The following is a 16,970-nucleotide window of genomic DNA, read 5'->3' as shown; positions in this document are numbered from 1 at the left end:
GTGAACACCGAGGGAATTTGCTCCTGAGGCGTTCGCAGCACGGGGGATATGAAGTTCGGCCTGCGGTCGCATCACCAGATCATCGGCAGGCCCGTAGGAGATGGAGTCAGAAGATGAAGCGCCTGTGTGCCAGCCTGTATGCCATTGCGATCAGCCTGGCCGTGTTGCTGGCGATCCCGGGCTTGGTGTCGGCAACGGCCGGCGCCGCGCCGGTGAGCCGCGATCAGTACGTCAAAATCGTCATCGACCGCGGACTGGCCCAGCGCGGGGTTCCGTACTCGTGGGCCGGTGGCGACATCACCGGTCCCACCCTCGGGAAGGGGGCGGGCGCCACGACGGTCGGTTTCGATTCCTCGGGCCTGATCCAGTACGTCTACGCCGGCGTCGGCGCGAAGCTGCCGCGTTCCTCGGGTGACATGTACAACGTGGGCCAGCGCGTCACGGCCGACCAGGCGCTTCCTGGCGACCTGATCTTCTACGGACCCGACGGCACTCAGAGCGTGTCGATGTTCCTCGGTAACGGTCAGATGCTGGAGGTCACCGACACCGCGGTGGCGGTCTCACCCGTGCGCACCAAGGACATGGCGCCGTACCTGGTCCGCGTCATCGCCTAACTCCGCGGCCTAACCCCGCTGCCTAACCCCGCGCAGCAACCAGATCTGTTGCACCCCAAGGCTATCCGCCCCCGCGCGGCCGATCATCCCCGCCTGCTACGCGCAGTCGGTGCAGATCAGTTGCGAGGAATCGGCCAGCCGGCTGCGGTGGTGCACCAGGAAGCAGCTCGTGCAGGTGAACTCGTCGGCCTGCTTCGGGATGACCCGAACAGTCAACTCCTCATCGGAGAGGTCAGCCCCGGGCAACTCGAACGAGTCGACGGCGTCGGCTTCGTCCACATCGATAACCGCCGTCGCCGCATCGTTGCGCCGACCCGCGAGGTCCTCCAGCGATTCGTCCTCAGGCTCAACCTGAGTGCGGCGGGGGGCGTCGTAATCAACCGTCATATCCGTGCCTTCCCGATACGTTCTCTATCAACCGACGCGACAACGCGGCTGAATCCGGGTTTGTTCCCGGTCTGCGCTCTTGCTAAACACCGCGCCCGCGCTCAGTACGTCCAGCCGTCGGCAGCCTGGTCGTCGAAGGTGCGATCGATCCGTTCGAACCTGCGCCGGATCGAGCCCCGCGCGTTGGTGTGCGGTAGAACATACAGCCTGTTGGCCTCAACGGCATCAACCGTGAGGCGGGCCACGTCATCGACGCCCAGGACGACGTCGTCGGTCACATGCTCGGAAAACGGCGGTTCTTCGCCGCTGCCGGACGGACTTTCGTCGACCGGGTCGCCCAGGACGCCGGCCCGGCTGCGCTGGGAGGTGTTCTCCAGGTTGGTGCCCACCAGCATCGGGCACAGCACCGATACCCCGATGCCGTCGGGGCGCAGTTCGCGCGAGAGCACCTCAGCCAGCGCGACAACGCCGTACTTGGCCACGCAGTACGGTCCCAGACCGACATTGGCCACCAGACCGGCGAACGACGCCGTGAACAGGATGTGACCCCCGCCGCGGCGCTGCAGGCGAGGGACGAAGACCTCGACACCGTGGATCGGACCCCACAGATCGACGTCGATGAGCCAGCGCCAATCCTCGTGGGACATCTCGGCGATCGGCCCGGCCAGCGCGACGCCGGCATTGTTGAAGACGATGTCCACCGGGCCCAGCAGTCGCTCGGCTTCGTCCGCGAGATGTTCGACGTCCCCGAGTCGGGTGACGTCGCAGATCACCCCGTGCGCGGTGTGGCCGTCGGCCCGCAACGCCGCCACAGCATTGTCGAGTGCCGGTTGCGCGACGTCGCCGAGTACCACCTGAGCGCCCCGTCGGGCGAATTCCCGGGCACTGGCCAGGCCGATGCCGCTGGCCCCGCCGGTGATGACCGCGCGGCGCCCCTCCAATGTCCCCACGGGGCGCAAACCTAGCGCACCCGCTCTGGCACCACGGTCAGATGCGCCAGAGCGACTCCTGGGCGACGCTGGCGACCAGCACGCCATCGTGGCGGTGGATCGATCCGCGGGCCAGTCCACGGGCATCGCTGTGGCTCAGGGCGACCGAGTCGTACAGGTGCCACTGATGGGGATCGGTCGGACGATGCAGCCACAGCGCATGGTCCAGGCTCGCGGCGCCGCCGGGCCCCGGGGTCTCCTGGCCGGGCGGGCGGGCCGAGGACACCAGCCCCATATCGGAGATGAACGTCAACGCACACGCCCGCAGCAGCGGATCATCCTCGATCGGCTTCCGGGTGCGGAACCAGAACGGCTGCTCGGGCCAGTCGAGGGCGGCCCCGGCTGCCACCCGTATCTCGAAGTGATCCGCCCACCGCTCGGGAAGCCGCGTGACCACGGTGGCATCGGCCATCGGCAGCCTCGCGGTGTCGCTGTGCTGCCAGTCGGTGGTCGTCTCCGGGTGATGAAAGGAGGCCATCATCTCGAAGATCGGCACGCCACCCTGGGCCGCGGTGACCCGGCGGGTGTTGAACGACCGGCCGTCACGCGTGCATTCGACGGTGTACTCGACGTCCACGCCGACCTTGCCGCCCCGGATGAAGTAGGCGTGCAGCGACTGCGGCTGCCGGGATGGGTCGACGGTCGCCGCCGCAGCCGCCAGTGACTGTGCCGCGATGAGGCCGCCGTAGAGCCGCGGGCCGGCCCCGCCCGTTGCCGAGGTGCGGAAGCTGGTGCCGCTGCCGTCGAGCCGGACCAACTCGGCAATCCAACTCGGCATGGTCCCCCTGCGACGTGCGGTGACGAAAATCGCACCCACGATAGCGTGCGACGATGGCCTCAGCCTGCCCGGGATCGGGTCCCCGGCTGCTTACACTGCGGTCATGGATGGGCGGCACGGCGAGGTACCCGAAGGCCTGCTGCGCATCGAGGACTGCCTCGACGAACGGGGCGGTGTGGTGCTGCCGGCCGGGGTGACTCTTATCTCGCTGATCGACCGCAATATCGCCAATATCGCTGACGCCGTTGCCTATCGATACCTCGACTACGGTCACGACGCGCACGGACATGCCACCGAGCTGACCTGGACACAGCTCGGGCGGCGGCTGCGGGCGATCGGTGCGCTCATCCAGCAGACCGCGGATGCCGGTGACAGAGTGGCGATCCTGGCCCCCCAAGGCCTGGAGTACATCGCGGGGTTCTTCGCCGCGATCAAAGCGGGCACTATCGCCGTGCCGCTGTTCGCACCCGAACTCCCGGGACATGCGGAGCGACTGCGCACCGCCCTCGACGACGCCCGTCCGTCCACGGTGCTGACCACATCGGCGGCCAGTGCGGCGGTGGCGGGTTTCCTCGATCAGCTGCCGCCGGCTCGACGGCCACGGGTGATCCTCATCGACACCGTCCCCGACTCGGCGGCAGAGGCCCTCAGCCCCTTCGTTATTGACGTCGACGACATCTCGCATCTGCAGTACACCTCCGGGGCCACCCGCGCCCCGGTCGGCGTCGAGATCACCCACCGCGCGGTCGGCACCAACCTGATCCAGATGATCCTGTCGATCGACCTGCTGGACCGCAACACTCACGGTGTCAGCTGGCTGCCGCTCTACCACGACATGGGACTGTCGATGATCGGCTTCCCGACGGTGTACGGCGGCCATTCGACGCTGCTGTCGCCGACGGCGTTCGTCCGGCGCCCGTTGCGCTGGATTCAGGCGCTGTCCGCCGAGTCCAGGTCCGGCCATGTGGTCACGGCCGCACCGAATTTCGCCTACGAATGGACCGCGCAACGCGGCCTGCCCGATCCGGACGAGGACATCGACCTCGGCAACGTCGCGATGATCATCGGCTCCGAACCCGTCAGCATCGAGGCCATCCGGACCTTCGATGCGGCGTTCGCCCCGTACGGGTTGGCGCCCACGGCGTTCAAGCCGTCCTACGGCATCGCCGAGGCCACCCTGTTCGTGGCCACCATCGCTCCGACCGCTACCCCGACGGTCGTGCATCTGGACGGCGCCCAGTTGGCGGCCGGGCAGGCCGTGCCGATCTCAGCGGCCAATCCCGATGCGGTGCAACAGGTGTCGTGTGGCCGGGTCGCCCGCAGCCTGTGGGCGGTGATAGTCGACCAGCAGACCGGTCACGAATTGCCCGACCGCCAGGTGGGGGAGATCTGGTTGCACGGGCACAACATCGGCCGCGGCTACTGGGGACGTCCCGCCGAGACGCGGGCGACGTTCGGCGCACATCTGGGCACGCGCCTGCCCTGCGGCAGCCACGCCGACGATGTGGCCGGCACTGCGCGGTGGCTGCGGACCGGGGACCTGGGTTTCTACCTCGACGGCGAGCTCTATGTCACCGGCCGCATCGCCGACTTGGTCACCGTCGACGGCCGGAGCTTCTATCCGCAGGACATCGAAGCGACCACCGCGGACGCCTCACCGCTTGTGCGCCGAGGCTATGTCGCCGCGTTCTCACTGTCCGGCAACGACGTTGCCGAGTTGGGCGGCGGGGACGGCGCCGATCAGCTGGTGATCATCGCCGAACGGGCAGCCGGTACCAGCCGGGCAGATCCGCAGGCCGCGATCGCGGAGATCCAAGCCGCGGTGGCTCAGCGCCACGGCATCGCAGACGCGAGAGTCCATCTGGCGTCCGCGGGGACCATCCCGCGGACCACCAGCGGCAAACTGGCCCGCAGGGCGTGCCGGACCGCCTACCTCGAGGGCGCGTTCACCCATCGCTGACCGGTCCGGCGTCGACTGCCCGGGCCCGAAAAGATAAGCGGCCCTGCACAGGACAGGCTTGCCTCACGGTGAGCGCAAGCGCAGGCGCGGTGTTAGCGTTTGCCGATGTTGGACGTCGTTGCCAAGTCGGTGATCTGGGACTTCCACGTCCAGTGTGACCGGTGCACCGATGCCATCGATGTGTCGGTTCTGGTGTGCATGCCCGCCCCGGCCCTCGCCAAGCACGCTCTCAACGAACTGCTGGTCGACTTCGGCTGGCTGCCGACCGTCGACGGCGGCTACTGTCGCCGTCACGCGGTGACGGTCCGAGCCCGATAGCCCTACCCGACAAGCGCTTTCACCACAGCGAACATCGGGTCGCCGGGCCCGATGTCCAGGGTGCACTGGTCGACTCGTGGGTCGGGGACGAAGGCCCAGAACAGCACTCCCGCCGAGCCGGCCTGACGCTGGGTCTGCGCCTTGCGTCCTAGATCGTCGGCACGCGCCGACAGGGAGCGGCAGGATCCGGCAGGCTGCCCCATCTCGGCCACCACCAACGGCTTGCCCACTGAAGCGGCCTGCTGGAGACGCCGTTGCACACCGTCAGCGGCGGAGCCGGGCAACGCGACCCCGGGTGGCCCGTAGTCGTGCAGGTCGAGCACATCGACACCGGGGGACTGGGCCGCCTTCAGATAGTCGTCGCCCGCCGATCCGCACTGCCCGCCACCGGCCAGGCCCGCCCAGATCGGGGTGTCGGAGTCGATGGCCCGCAGTCGGCCGCCCGCGCCGTCGAAGAATCCGCGCAAGGCAGCGCCGGCATCCGGCGGGCAGGACCGCTGCTGCCACTGGCACAGCCGGTCACCGCACACACTGGGTTCGGGTTCACCGATGAGTTCCCATCCCGCCAGTGCGCGCGAGCGACCCCAGCGACGGACCGCGGTGTCCAGCCAGGCGGCGTAGGACGAGGATGTCCAGGCGCCGGCGTACCAGTCGTAGCTCTTGAAGCCGCCGTCGTCGCAGGCACCTTCGCCAGCGCCCAACGTCACGACGAGCAATTGTTCATGTCGTTGCGCCGCGGCGAATACTGCATCGAGGGCAGTGAAGTCGGCGGCGCCGGTGCGCCGATCGCGCGCCAGTGGTGCGAATGCGTTGAAACGCGTGAGCGAGTTCGGCGGCAGGGATCCGAAGTACCGGTCCAGATCCACCTGTGCACCGCAGCCGGTGTTCACCGCCCAGTTGGTGCCGAGTTGATAGGCGTCGAAACCCACCGGCCACCAGGGATGCCCGTCGAGGGTGAAGCCACCGTTGACGACGCTGACCCGCGTACCGGTATCGGCGTGGCCGGCCTGGGGCGTCCCCACGACACTGACCCCGCCCGCCACGGCGACTGTTGCCGCCAGCACGGCTGCCCATCGTCGAAGATTCATCGCTGACCCACCCTAGGTGGTGCGCGAGAGTTCGCCGCGACGATTTGACGCAGCCGTAACGAACCAGGAAGCCGTGCCTATCTACAGACATGAAGCCATCGACCCGGCGATTTATGGGTAGTGCCGCAGCTTTGCTGGCCTTCGCGTCTGCCGGCCCGTCACCGCACGCCACCGCCGACGCTGTCCAGGTGCCCTGCGGGGTGCTCAACCAGCTTCGCGACACGCTGGACAACAGCGTCTCGGCCGGCATCGGCGGCGTACGGACGGTCATCACCTCGCCGTACTTCACCGGCGGCCCGCAGAAGCGCGACGCTGACGCCAACCTCGCGTTGGTCAGCCACGGCGTGCACGCCCTGGAGGACATCAACGGCGCCAACAACGTCCCGTCACTGGCGCCGATGCTCACCGCACTGGGCCGCGCCGCCGACGATATGACCGCAGCCGTCGATGCGCTGTTCCAGCCGACGGGGGGCGGCTTCGGCTACGGCTTCGACTACGGCTCGACACTGTCGGTCGCGTGGCCGCAACCGGCCACCTGGACTGTCATCGACTACGCAGACCAGAAGAAGGACGACGTCTACGCGTTGGTGAACGGCCTGCAGACAAGCTGCACCGGCTGAACGCCTTGCCGTTCAGCGGCCCTTCCACCGTGGTGCCCGCTTGTCCTGCCACGCCCGGATACCTTCGCTGACGTCCTCGGTGGCCCCGGCGACCTTGCGCATGACCTCCCCGAAGCGGACCGACTCGATCCAGCCCATGTCCGCGGTCCGCCACGCCACTTCCTTGGTGGCGCGCTGCGCCAAGGGGGCGGCCTGGGTGAGCACCCTGGCCCACGACCGTGCTTCGGTGAGCAGATCAGCGGGCTCCACCAGCTTCCACACCAGACCAATCTCCTTGGCGCGCTGGGCCCCGACAGCCTGTCCGGTCAGCAGCAACTCCATGGCATTGGCCCAGCCGACCCGGGTGGGAAGCCGGATGGCACCGACGATGGTGGGTACACCCAGGCGCACCTCGGGGTACGAGAACGATGCCTCGGTGCTCGCAATCACGAAGTCGCAGAACAACACTCCGGTCAGGCCGTACCCGACGCACGGTCCGTGGACGGCGGCGATCGTCGGCTTGAAGAGCTCCATGCCACTTTCGAACGAGTTGATCGTGGGCTTCTCCCAGAAGGTGCCGCCGAAGGTCCCGACCGAACCTTCACCGTCTTTGAGATCGCCACCGGCGCAGAACACATCGCCGTTGGCGGTCAGAATCCCCACCCAGGCATCCTCGTCGTCGCGGAACCGGTCCCACGCGGCGTTGAGGTCCTGTCGCAGCGCGCCGTTGATCGCGTTGCGCGCCTCGGGGCGATTGAGGGTGATCGTGGCGACGTGGTCGTCGCATTCGTACGTGACCAGGGGCATGGCTGAACTGTAGTGATGAACCCTAGGATTCCACCCTGACGTGGGCGAGCCGCGGCGATAATGACGTGAATCGGTTGAGTAGGGAGGACATCGGCATGACCAAGATGTGGGCAGCGTTGTTGGCAGCCGTGGCAGTGGCCGCGGCACCGTTGGTGGTCGCACCGGCCGCGCAGGCCGACGTGTGCGGGGATGTCGGCGGCCGGCATGTCAGCGTCGGTGGTTGCACCGATGTCGCCGGTGACGTCGCAACGGGGGCGGCGGTGGCAGGCGCCGCGACCGCCGACGACGCTGCGGCACAGGCAGCTGCGGGCCAGCCGCCGTGCTACACCCCGCAGGGCGTGCCGTACTACACCCCCGGTGACGCGCCCTGCAACTGAGCTCTACTGCTCGCCGAGGCCCATCATCTCGGTGACGTGGTGGTCGCGGCCGGCGGTGTAGCCGCCGTCGACGGCGATCGCCTGACCACTGACGAAGCTGGCATCGGGCGACAGCAGGAAGGCCGCTACCGCGGCGACTTCGTCGGCCCGGCCGAAGCGTCGCAGCTTGTGCTCGTGGCGCAGACCTTCACGGGAGTGCTCGAGGCCCGGCAGGCCGATCACCGATTCGAGCAGTGGGGTCTGGATGAAGCCCGGGCAGATGGCGTTGGCGCGAATCCCGCTGGGGCCGTAGTCGATCGCGATGTTCTTGGTCAGCAGCACCACGCCGCCCTTGGCCGCGTTGTAGGAACTGCCACCCGCGGTGCCTTCCAGGCCTTCGATGCTGGACAGGTTGACGATCGAGCCGCGCTCATCGTCAGCCCGGTCCTGCTGGGTCATCTGATTCAGCGCCGCCCGGTTGACCACGAAGGTGCCCTTGAGATTGACCCCGAGCACCCGGTCCCATTCCTCGTCAGGCAGCAGGTGCACGGGTCCGCCGCCGGCTATCCCCGCCGAGTGCACTACGCCGTCGAGTCGGCCGGCGGCCGCGACGACGTCGGCGACAGCGGCTGCGACCGCGTCAGCGTCGAGGATGTCGGCCTGCCGGTAGGCGCTCAGGCCGGCGGGCCCGTCGGCGGCCAGGTCGATGCCCACCACGGTCGCACCGGCGGCCAGTAGCCGCTGCACTGTCGCCAACCCGATGCCCGAGGCGGCACCTGTGACGAGAATTCCCTTGCCCTGGAGACCGTTCGCTGCGCTCAACGCAATTCCTTTCCGCGGGCCGAGGGGAGTGGTGGGCCCGCCGATCAAGATGCCAGAACTCCCGAGTTCAGGCGAAGAACTGTCTCAGTTGGCCGGCGATCACGGTCGGGCTTCCACCCTGATCCTGGGCAGCGCCGTGGTTGATGGCGGGCAGCTCGACCGAGGTCGCATGCGGCAGCACGTCCAGGAGGGCATCGCGGGTGCCGGTGAACAGCGGCGGCGCACCGGCACCGCACATCAGCAGGCATTGCGCCGCGACCTCGCGGTAGACGTCGATCGTGCCCTCGGTTGCCGCGACCACGTGGAGTTCGGGGATCAGCGCGGGCACCAAGTCGCGCAGCGCGACGGCGTCACCTCGCGCCGCGAGCGCATCGAGTGCCAGCAGGGCGCGACAGACCACCGGCGTGGTCAGGAGCCGGCCGAGAAGCCGATAGACCGCCGAAACCGATTGTGTCCGTGGGTCGTTGCCCGCATCCCGGCAAGCTTCGATACCGCTGTGGCGATATCACCCGTGGCCACCAGGGCGGCACCGCGCGCAATGGTCGCTGTGAACTCGTCGATGCCGGGCTGCCCGACGAACACGACCGGTTCGAAGACCGCCGCCTTGCGGATCTGCGGGATCGACACCGCGCCGTGCAGGGCGAACAATCCACCGTTGGCGGCCCCGAAGACGCATTCGGCGCCGGTTTCGGCGACCACCGCGGCGAGGTCCTCGTCCTCACGCTCGATGCTGTAGTCCGGTCCGTAGGGACCGCTCATGCCGCGGCCGCGCCGATCGGGGATACAGACGGTGAATCGGTCGGACAGTGCGGCGCCGAGTTTCATGTAGTGCTGGGAGGCCAGCCCACCGCCGTGCAGGATCACGACCGCGGGTCCGTGGCCCAGCTGGCGGAAGCCGATCGTCGTGCCGTCCGTCGAGCGCACCGACTTCGTCGAATAGCCGACCTTGCCGCCCACGATGCCGCCGTTACCCCAGGCGTCCAGATGCGGCCGCCAGCACTGTCTGCACACCCTCCCAGGTGCTGCGGATGATGTCGGCGACCGGCTCGATCCCGCCGATACGGGAGGACACCTGGCCGGTGTTGGCGACGCTGGCCTCCATGTCACCGCCGAAGTAGAGGTCGGCGATCCCGCCGAGCAGGGGAGTCCCGGTGTGCTCGGCGGCGCGCCGGGCCAGCCCGGTGCGCAGCACGCGCATCGTCGGATTGCCCGGGATGTCGAGCAGCACGGTGCCGGCGTCGTCGGCGGCCACGATCGCCTCCTTGAAGTTGACGTGCACCGCCGATTCGCGGCTGGCCAGCATCCGGGTACCCATCTGGACACCCTCGGCACCGAGCACGACCGCCGCGGCGGCCGACCGGGCGTCACAGATACCGCCCGCCGCGATGATGGGCAGGTCGACATGCTCGGCCACGAGTGGAAGCAGCACCATCGTGGAGGCCGCGAGCGCGGATTTGAAGCCGCCGCCTTCGACGCCTTCGACCACCAGGGCGTCCACGCCGACGTCGACGGCCTTGCGGGCACCGGCCAGCGAGCCGACCACGTGGACCACCGTCATGCCGGCGTCGTGCAGACGGGCTGTGAACAAGCCCGGGTCACCCGCCGAGGTGAAGACGTGCCGCACCTCGGCCCGGGCCAGCACGTCGACGATCGACGGATCCCGCTTCCAGCCCTGGATCATCAGGTTGGCGGCCACCGGACGGTCGGTCAGGGTGCGGACCTTCAGCAGGTCAGCGCGACCTTCCTCGGTGAGTGTCTCGATCATCCCGAGGCCACCGGCCTGCGACACCGCCGCCGCCAGCGCTGCCCGGGCGATGTAGGTCATCGGCGCCTGGACGACGGGGTAGGTCACGCCCAGCAAGCTTTGGATCCGGTTGGCCACGCATCATCTCAGCACAGGGCCACCCCTGCAGGGCGTAACAGCTGTGCCGATGTATGCGACGATGCCGTTAGAGTTCGCTGATTTCGTGCCCGACAGCAGTGCCGGCGAGCGCAACAGAGAGGACCGCCGGATACATGACCGATCGGCAGCGCACAGTCACATTCGCCCTGGCAGGCGTCGCCGTCGCGGCCGCGGCCCTGGCCGCGTCAGTGCCGGCCGTCGCCGAGCCCGCGGATCCAGCTCCTGCGCCGGTGACCACCGTCGCCGAGGCTCCGCCGCCGGCCCCGGTGCCCGGTGACGGGTCGTCGATGACACCGAACCAGCCCGCGGTCGCCGCGGGCGATCCGGCTGCCCCACCGGCTCCCGTCTTCCGTCAGGAGGTTCCCGAGATCGCGAACCCGACCTACGGCTCGGGTGGGGGAGTTCTCGGCAGTCTCAAGGACCTGTGGCACCAAGCCCAGAACCCGTACTACGCGCCCGACGAAGTGATGGGCGCGGGCGGTTCGGTGGCCCCGCCGCCCGGGGCCGGGCCGGCGCCGGCGCTGCCACCCGGATACGTGTCGATCAACGCACCGGGTTCTGAGACGCCCGCGAGCGCCAATCAGGGCGGCGGATCCGCGGCGGGACGTCCGGCACTTCCGCCGGGCTATTACTCGACGAGCGGCCCGCCGCCACCCGGGTACGAGTTCGCACCCCCACCCGGGGCCGCCCCGGCGACGACCGCGGTAGCTGTGCCGGCCCAGTAGCGGCGGCCCGGCGCTGGGGCACTGAGAATGTCAGTGCCGCAGCGCATTTCATCCGTGCCCTGGACTAGGACGCGCTGAGGATCTTGATCGCGAAGATCAGGGTGTCACCCGGCTCGATCCCGGCCCGCGGCTCACCATCGGGGTAGCCGTCGGCCGACGTCATTGCGACCGCAACCGTGGAACCCACCTTCTGGCCGGCGATGGCCTTCTGGAATCCCTTGACGACGCCATCGAGGGGGAAGTCGGCAGGCTCGCCGCGTTCGTAGGCACTGTCGAACACCGAACCGTCACGTCCATTGACGCCCATGTAGCAGACCGAGACCGTCGCGGTCGGTGCCACGACGGGCCCGTCGCCCGCCTTGAGGGTGTGGACCTGGGTTTCCGACACGCTGAACGGTGCGCCCACCTTGATATAGGGCGCCGTCGTGTCGGTGGACCCGCTCACCGCGACGCTCCCGGTGGAGCCCGAGAGCGTCCACTGGGGGTCCGCGACATTTCCCGGGGCAACCGTCGGGCACCCGCCGGCGGCGACCGGCGGTGCTTGAGGGACCGCGGAGGAGAGCGCATCGGCGACCGAAGACGTGCTCGACGCCGTCGACGATGTCGACGACGCCTTGGTGTCCGACCCGCAGGCGGTCAGCGTCGTGGCGACTGCGGCGGCGCACACGACGAGCGCTGCAGAGGAGGACCAACGAGAAATGTTCACGGCCGCCACGGTACAGCCATCCGGGACCTGCGCGACCGCCCGGGCGGCGCGGACGTCGCGATTTCAGCGCCCGGCTCGGACCGTTAATCACATTCGCTTTATGCAAGCGCTTGCAGCGACAGCGAATGGCACCGCGATGGGCTACTCGGATCATGTACTGCGCATTTGTTCAGAAATTGCGGATCAAGCAAATAATTGGCTTAACGCAGCCGACAATATTTGCCAAGCCGCCGACAGGCCGAGGCCGGGCGGCCACCACGAAATCACTTGACGAGTAACGCCTTCGGGCGCGCAATGCGTTGCAGGACCTGACGTCTGCCGTTCGGAAAAATTTTCACCAATTCGTGCTGCAGCCGGAACATCACTGAGTTAAGTTTCGCCCGTTAGCGTTTGCCGGTAGAAATAACCGCACAGTAGGGGACGCACAATGGGGAACTCAGGATCGGTCATTGCGGTCGGCACGAAAGTGCGCACACCCCTTGCAAGACAAGGCATCCCCCGTCCCACCGAGCTCTATGCCGCATTGGCGGCAGGCATCCTCGCTCTGGGCGCCAGCGCACTGCTGGCAACCGGGTGCGGCGTGGCTCACGCGGACAGTGGCCGATCCGCTGGCCACTCAGCCTCCTCCGGAGACAGTGGAGGGTCCGACTCCGCGACGAGTGCGTCGGCGGCATCGGCTCGCAGTGCGAGTGGGTCGACCGCGCAAGCAGCCGCGGGCCTGCCGAAGGCAACCCGCCGCTCGCTGATACAGGCCCTTCCGGTGTCGGCGCAAACGACCCGCATTGTGACTGTGCCGTCGGCGGTTTCGTCGCCGCCGGCTACTCAGGAGGCGTCAGCGGCCACGACTACCGGAACCTCACCGGCTGTCCAGGCCATCGGTCTGGTCGCCGCCGTGGGCTCGGCAACCCCGGCAGCCCCGGCTGCCGCCGCATCAGCCGCAGCGACGACATCGACGAAAACCGCTGCCGCCGCGTCAGCACCGACGCGGCGCAGCACCGGCGGATCGGGCAAGCCGACCACACCGAGCGCCGCCTCGACTGACAGCACCGCGTCGCTGCAGGCACTCTTCGACAATCTGAAGTCCGGTCAGACCCTGACCTTGAACGCCGGGACCACCTACAAGCACAGCGGTGTGCTGACGATCAACGCCTCCAATGTGACCATCAACGGCAACGGTGCGACGCTGCAGGCGACCAACGACGCCACGTCCTCACTGTCGATCCTTGGTGACGGAGTCACGCTCACCAATCTGAACCTCAGTGCTGCGTTGACCGGTACCCGCTACTCAGCACCCAATCAGAACAGCCTCAATATCCAGGGCGACAACGCCACGGTCAGCAATGTCACCATCACCGGTTCGGCGGCCGCCGGCGTGTTCGTCTACGGCGCAAGCGGTTTCAAGCTGTCCAACGTCACGGTGCAGAACACTCGTGCTGACGGCGTCCATATCACCAACGGCTCGTCGTTCGGCCAACTCACCAACGTCACCACCAAGCTGACCGGTGACGACGGCATCGCGGTGGTCTCCTACGGCGACGACCCGACGCCGTCCCACGACATCGTGATCAACTCGTCGACAGTAGCCGGAACCACCTGGGGTCGTGGACTGTCGGTGGTCGGCGGCTACAACATCACCGTCAACAACATCGCGGTGTCCGCGACGTCTGCGGCCGGCATCTACATCGCCACCGAAGGCGCGCCCTACTACACCAGTTCGGTCAGCAACGTCACCATCACCGGCGGCACGGTCACCGGCGCCAACACCAGCACGAGCGTGATCCACGGTGCGGTATTGATCTACTCGGGTAACACCGGAGCCAGCATCAGCAACGTCACCATCTCCGGACTGACGATCGCCAGCACGCCGACCACAGCCGGCCGGAACGCCGGGATCATCGTCGATGCGGGCACCGTCAGCGGCATCCGCCTGGCCAACATCGCGCTCAAGAACACCAGCCTTTGGTCGCTCGGACTGTGGAACGTTCCGGCCGGCAGCTACTCGGTATCCGGGTGGACCCTGAACGGAAAGGCCCTCACTGTCGTATAACTCTCTGTAGTCCGTCATAAACGCTGTCGTGGCGTCGACGGGTGGTTTGGTCGTATCACCACCTATCTTCATGGGTGACACAACCGCCACTACGACAGAGGGCAGGAAAACAGGTGGCCGCGGAAGAAAGCTTCGCACCGTCGAAGCAGGAGCGAATCGTGGAGGCGGCACTCGATGTGTTCGCTGAACACGGCGCCGCGGGCGCGACCCTGCAGATGGTCGCCAACGCGGCTGGCGTGTCGGTGGGATTGGTTCAGCATCACTTCGGTTCCAAGGACAAGCTGATCGCGGCGGTGGACGCGCAGGCCCTGTCGGTGATCGGGGCCGCCATGTCGCAACCGCTTCCCTCCGATCCCACCGAAGCCGTGCTCGAACTCGGCAGACGGGTGATTTTCCTGCTCTCCGAGCGGCTGACCGCCGTCGACTACCTGGCGCGCCTGCTCGTCGAGGGTGCCCCTGCCGGGGCAGCGTTCTTCGATGCGACCGCGTCGATAGTGATGGCGCACTGGCGTCAGCTCGACGAGATCGGTGCCACAGCAGAAAATCTCGATTTGGTCTGGGCTGCGCTCAACCCCATCGTTCTCACGATGGGTGCGGTCATCATGCGCAAGCACATCGACCGCCACCTGCCCGAACCGCTCACCAACCTCACCCAGCTTCGGCGGTGGGGGGATTCGGTCGATGCTCTGCTGGAGCGGGGCCAGATTAGGCGTCCACCGGAGTAGCCGCGCTGATTCAGCAAACCTACAATACGTCCGTATTGTAGTATCAGCAAATCATGATTAGCGTGCCTCCTCCAGACGGTCACATTAGTGCCGAGCATCTCGCGCGCGCCCTCGCAACCCTGGGGGAGCCGGCACGGGCGGCCGTGCGGACAGCACATGACGAGGCGTACTCGTATGCCAGCAACTTCGTGGGATCGGCGCATCTACTCCTCGGGCTCATCGCTGATGCGTCGCACCGGATCACCGTGGGGCTCGAACAACGAGGGGTTAGCCCTGCGGCGATCCGGGAGCGCATCGAGCAGGTCTCGGGGGTCCGTCAGCGGGCATCACCGCGGTTCGTGCACCTACCCTTCAGCCCGCATGCCCGATCGCTGATCGTTACCGCGTCCCAGCGGGCACAGGAAGCCGGAGCGGCGGCTACCGAACCCGATCACCTCTGGTTGGCCCTGACCCGCAGTCACGGACTGCTGGCCCGACAGGTTTTGTCGGATCTGGGCCAACTCGAGTTCGTCGACCAACTGGCGCACACCGAGATCGAACTGTAACCACAGCATCGCCGGCCGATTTCAGGCTCAGTGGCCACCCCTGAGCGTGCGGCCATCACGCAATCCACCAGCTGGACAACCACTTTTGACACTTGGCACGTGCCCGATCAACTCGGTCCGGTGCGCACCGGAGCCGAAAAAGTCTTCGACGGAACCGAACTCACTCTCAGCAAAGGCTCAGTCGTTCCCGTCATCCTAGGCAGGAGCGCCGATTCGGCGTATGTACTCCGTGTCTCGAGGAAGCAGAACGCACGCAATGAGTGACCGCTACACATATCAACCGCAGGGCAACGATCAGTTCGCGCAGGCCAAAGAATATGCCCAGCAATTCAACTCGGAACCGTGGCAGACCAGCGGGTACCCGAACCCCGGATACACCCAATCCGGACCGGCATATCACCAGCCGTATGGACCACGCCGCGAGGCGCGCGACAATGCCCATCCGCAGGTTAGGCGTGCAGCGTCCGGGCAAAGAAGGGGAGTGGGCGCTGCCGTCCTGGTCGCCGGGACAGCGGTCGTCGCCATGGCCGTCGGGGCCGCAGCTACCGCAGCCGTCGTCGGCAATTCCAGCCACTCGGTACCCAATGCCACCGAGCCTGCGCCGGTCGCCGTCCACCAGCCCGCGCCGGCGGCCCAGGGCCAGCCTGCCGCGGTCAGCGCGCCCGGGTCGGTCGAAGAGGTCTCGGCCAAGGTACTGCCCAGTGTGGTGAAGATCCAGATCGACAGTGGTCAGGCCCGCGAAGAAGGTTCGGGCATCATCCTCAGTTCCGACGGGCTGATCCTGACCAACAACCATGTCGTCGCCGCAGCGGGCGACGGAGGTCGAGCGCAGGCCACGGTCACGCTGTCGGACGGCCGTACCGCGCCCTTTGCCGTCGTGGGCACCGACCCGGCCGATGACATCGCGGTGGTGCGCGTCCAGGGTCTGGACAACCTCACCCCGGTCAGCATCGGCTCCTCGAAGGACCTGAAGGTCGGCCAGAACGTGGTGGCGATCGGTTCACCGCTGGGCCTTCAGGGCACGGTGACCACCGGGATCATCAGCGCGCTGAACCGGCCGGTGGCCACCGGCGACGAACAGACCGGCCAGCATTCGGTGATGAGCGCGATCCAGACCGACGCGGCGATCAATCCGGGTAACTCCGGCGGGGCGCTGGTCGACATGAGCGGCAACCTGATCGGAGTGAACTCCGCGATCGCCTCCATGGGCGGTGGCCAGGATTCGCCTGGGGCGCAGGCGGGTTCGATCGGTTTGGGCTTCGCGATCCCGGTGGATCAGGCCAAGCGGATCGCCGACGAACTGGTCTCGACCGGGACCGTGCAGCGCGCCTCGCTGGGCGTGAAGCTCAGCTCCGACGACAGCGGGCACGGCGCAGCGATCGCCGGAGTGGTCCAGGGCAGCGCCGCCGCGCAGGCCGGCCTCGAAAAGGGCTCGGTGGTCACCAAGGTCGACGACCAGGTGATCGACGGCCCCGAGGCGCTCGTCGCGGCGATCGGCTCCAAGGCGCCGGGCGATACCGTCGCCCTGACCTACGACGACCCGTCGGGTTCGTCGCGCACCGCGCAGGTCACCTTGGGCCAGCAGCAGCAGTCCTGACCAC

The 16,970-nt window shown here is 67.6% G+C and carries 19 protein-coding genes and 1 pseudogene; 10 read left to right on the top strand and 10 right to left on the bottom strand.

Features of this window, described 5'->3' with window-relative positions; all coding sequences use genetic code 11:
• Nucleotides 1–113 precede the first annotated feature (113 nt).
• Nucleotides 114–608: pseudogene (ripD, locus tag OG976_RS00240) on the top strand (NlpC/P60 family peptidoglycan-binding protein RipD); the annotation flags it as partial.
• Nucleotides 609–710: 102 nt separating this feature from the next.
• On the opposite strand, the gene OG976_RS00235 reads toward ripD, so the two are convergent.
• The 3 genes from OG976_RS00235 to OG976_RS00225 form a co-directional block, all read right to left on the bottom strand.
• Nucleotides 711–1,001 (bottom strand): DUF4193 domain-containing protein, encoded by a 291-nt coding sequence (locus OG976_RS00235; protein WP_328356257.1) that lies wholly within the window; start codon nt 999–1,001, stop codon nt 711–713.
• A gap of 101 nt (nt 1,002–1,102) precedes the next feature.
• Nucleotides 1,103–1,951, bottom strand: coding sequence for an SDR family NAD(P)-dependent oxidoreductase (locus tag OG976_RS00230; protein ID WP_328356254.1), 849 nt, complete (start codon nt 1,949–1,951; stop codon nt 1,103–1,105).
• Between the two features lie 37 nt (nt 1,952–1,988).
• A complete protein-coding gene (locus OG976_RS00225) occupies nt 1,989–2,768 on the bottom strand; it encodes an acyl-CoA thioesterase (protein WP_328356251.1) in 780 nt (259 codons plus the stop codon).
• Nucleotides 2,769–2,871: 103 nt separating this feature from the next.
• Between OG976_RS00225 and OG976_RS00220 the strand changes: the two genes are divergently transcribed.
• Together OG976_RS00220 and OG976_RS00215 are read left to right on the top strand one after the other, a co-directional pair.
• Nucleotides 2,872–4,728, top strand: coding sequence for a fatty acyl-AMP ligase (locus OG976_RS00220; RefSeq protein WP_328356249.1), 1,857 nt, complete (start codon nt 2,872–2,874; stop codon nt 4,726–4,728).
• A gap of 105 nt (nt 4,729–4,833) precedes the next feature.
• Nucleotides 4,834–5,046 (top strand): hypothetical protein, encoded by a 213-nt coding sequence (locus OG976_RS00215; RefSeq protein ID WP_328356247.1) that lies wholly within the window; start codon nt 4,834–4,836, stop codon nt 5,044–5,046.
• A gap of 2 nt (nt 5,047–5,048) precedes the next feature.
• On the opposite strand, the gene OG976_RS00210 is transcribed toward OG976_RS00215, so the two are convergent.
• Nucleotides 5,049–6,134, bottom strand: coding sequence for a beta-mannosidase (locus tag OG976_RS00210; protein ID WP_328356245.1), 1,086 nt, complete (start codon nt 6,132–6,134; stop codon nt 5,049–5,051).
• 113 nt (nt 6,135–6,247) lie between these two features.
• Here OG976_RS00210 and OG976_RS00205 point away from each other — a divergent pair, with 113 nt between their 5' ends.
• On the top strand, nt 6,248–6,754 hold the full coding sequence (locus OG976_RS00205) for a hypothetical protein (protein ID WP_328356243.1): 507 nt from the start codon (nt 6,248–6,250) through the stop codon (nt 6,752–6,754).
• 12 nt (nt 6,755–6,766) lie between these two features.
• Here OG976_RS00205 and OG976_RS00200 read toward each other — a convergent pair whose 3' ends face one another.
• On the bottom strand, nt 6,767–7,540 hold the full coding sequence (locus tag OG976_RS00200) for an enoyl-CoA hydratase/isomerase family protein (protein WP_328356241.1): 774 nt from the start codon (nt 7,538–7,540) through the stop codon (nt 6,767–6,769).
• A 95-nt stretch (nt 7,541–7,635) separates the two neighbouring features.
• Here OG976_RS00200 and OG976_RS00195 point away from each other — a divergent pair, with 95 nt between their 5' ends.
• Nucleotides 7,636–7,917 (top strand): hypothetical protein, encoded by a 282-nt coding sequence (locus OG976_RS00195; RefSeq protein ID WP_328356239.1) that lies wholly within the window; start codon nt 7,636–7,638, stop codon nt 7,915–7,917.
• A gap of 3 nt (nt 7,918–7,920) precedes the next feature.
• Here the strand turns inward: OG976_RS00195 and OG976_RS00190 are convergent, their stop codons facing one another.
• The 4 genes from OG976_RS00190 to OG976_RS00175 form a co-directional block, all read right to left on the bottom strand.
• Complete coding sequence (locus OG976_RS00190; protein ID WP_328356237.1) at nt 7,921–8,718, bottom strand: SDR family NAD(P)-dependent oxidoreductase; 798 nt, start codon at nt 8,716–8,718, stop codon at nt 7,921–7,923.
• 67 nt (nt 8,719–8,785) lie between these two features.
• Nucleotides 8,786–9,118 carry a hypothetical protein gene (locus tag OG976_RS00185; RefSeq protein ID WP_328356235.1) on the bottom strand — a complete coding sequence of 111 codons (333 nt, stop codon included), beginning with the start codon at nt 9,116–9,118 and terminating at the stop codon, nt 8,786–8,788.
• 8 nt (nt 9,119–9,126) lie between these two features.
• The gene (locus OG976_RS00180; protein ID WP_328356233.1) at nt 9,127–9,675 is read right to left on the bottom strand and encodes an alpha/beta fold hydrolase; all 549 of its coding nucleotides are present in this window, start codon (nt 9,673–9,675) and stop codon (nt 9,127–9,129) included.
• A gap of 10 nt (nt 9,676–9,685) precedes the next feature.
• On the bottom strand, nt 9,686–10,600 hold the full coding sequence (locus OG976_RS00175) for an NAD(P)H-dependent flavin oxidoreductase (RefSeq protein WP_328356231.1): 915 nt from the start codon (nt 10,598–10,600) through the stop codon (nt 9,686–9,688).
• 134 nt (nt 10,601–10,734) lie between these two features.
• On the opposite strand from OG976_RS00175, the gene OG976_RS00170 reads away from it, so the two are divergent.
• Complete coding sequence (locus OG976_RS00170) at nt 10,735–11,346, top strand: hypothetical protein (protein WP_328356229.1); 612 nt, start codon at nt 10,735–10,737, stop codon at nt 11,344–11,346.
• 64 nt (nt 11,347–11,410) lie between these two features.
• Here OG976_RS00170 and OG976_RS00165 read toward each other — a convergent pair whose 3' ends face one another.
• Complete coding sequence (locus tag OG976_RS00165) at nt 11,411–12,052, bottom strand: FKBP-type peptidyl-prolyl cis-trans isomerase (protein WP_442930400.1); 642 nt, start codon at nt 12,050–12,052, stop codon at nt 11,411–11,413.
• A 784-nt stretch (nt 12,053–12,836) separates the two neighbouring features.
• Between OG976_RS00165 and OG976_RS00160 the strand changes: the two genes are divergently transcribed.
• The 4 genes from OG976_RS00160 to OG976_RS00145 all read left to right on the top strand — a co-directional run bounded on the left by OG976_RS00160 (nt 12,837) and on the right by OG976_RS00145 (nt 16,966).
• A complete protein-coding gene (locus OG976_RS00160; RefSeq protein ID WP_328356225.1) occupies nt 12,837–14,099 on the top strand; it encodes a right-handed parallel beta-helix repeat-containing protein in 1,263 nt (420 codons plus the stop codon).
• Nucleotides 14,100–14,212: 113 nt separating this feature from the next.
• Nucleotides 14,213–14,824, top strand: a complete 612-nt coding sequence (locus OG976_RS00155) for a TetR/AcrR family transcriptional regulator (RefSeq protein ID WP_328356223.1) — start codon at nt 14,213–14,215, stop codon at nt 14,822–14,824.
• 143 nt (nt 14,825–14,967) lie between these two features.
• Nucleotides 14,968–15,369, top strand: a complete 402-nt coding sequence (locus OG976_RS00150; RefSeq protein WP_328356221.1) for a Clp protease N-terminal domain-containing protein — start codon at nt 14,968–14,970, stop codon at nt 15,367–15,369.
• A gap of 256 nt (nt 15,370–15,625) precedes the next feature.
• Nucleotides 15,626–16,966 carry a S1C family serine protease gene (locus OG976_RS00145; RefSeq protein WP_328356218.1) on the top strand — a complete coding sequence of 447 codons (1,341 nt, stop codon included), beginning with the start codon at nt 15,626–15,628 and terminating at the stop codon, nt 16,964–16,966.
• The last annotated feature ends 4 nt before the right edge of the window (nt 16,967–16,970 follow it).

The organism is Mycobacterium sp. NBC_00419, from assembly GCF_036023875.1.
In the GTDB taxonomy this organism is placed as follows: Bacteria; Actinomycetota; Actinomycetes; order Mycobacteriales; family Mycobacteriaceae; genus Mycobacterium.
Note: the sequence above shows the minus strand (reverse complement) of the source record. Positions and strands in the feature narration are given on the sequence as shown.

Bases quoted from the DNA above. Each gene is read 5' to 3' on its own strand.
- OG976_RS00235 (WP_328356257.1), bottom strand. From the start codon at position 1,001: ATGACGGTTGATTACGACGCCCCCCGCCGCACTCAGGTTGAGCCTGAG.
- OG976_RS00225 (WP_328356251.1), bottom strand. From the start codon at position 2,768: ATGCCGAGTTGGATTGCCGAGTTGGTCCGGCTCGACGGCAGCGGCACC.
- OG976_RS00220 (WP_328356249.1), top strand. From the start codon at position 2,872: ATGGATGGGCGGCACGGCGAGGTACCCGAAGGCCTGCTGCGCATCGAG.
- OG976_RS00215 (WP_328356247.1), top strand. From the start codon at position 4,834: ATGTTGGACGTCGTTGCCAAGTCGGTGATCTGGGACTTCCACGTCCAG.
- OG976_RS00210 (WP_328356245.1), bottom strand. From the start codon at position 6,134: ATGAATCTTCGACGATGGGCAGCCGTGCTGGCGGCAACAGTCGCCGTG.
- OG976_RS00205 (WP_328356243.1), top strand. From the start codon at position 6,248: ATGGGTAGTGCCGCAGCTTTGCTGGCCTTCGCGTCTGCCGGCCCGTCA.
- OG976_RS00200 (WP_328356241.1), bottom strand. From the start codon at position 7,540: ATGCCCCTGGTCACGTACGAATGCGACGACCACGTCGCCACGATCACC.
- OG976_RS00195 (WP_328356239.1), top strand. From the start codon at position 7,636: ATGACCAAGATGTGGGCAGCGTTGTTGGCAGCCGTGGCAGTGGCCGCG.
- OG976_RS00170 (WP_328356229.1), top strand. From the start codon at position 10,735: ATGACCGATCGGCAGCGCACAGTCACATTCGCCCTGGCAGGCGTCGCC.
- OG976_RS00145 (WP_328356218.1), top strand. From the start codon at position 15,626: ATGAGTGACCGCTACACATATCAACCGCAGGGCAACGATCAGTTCGCG.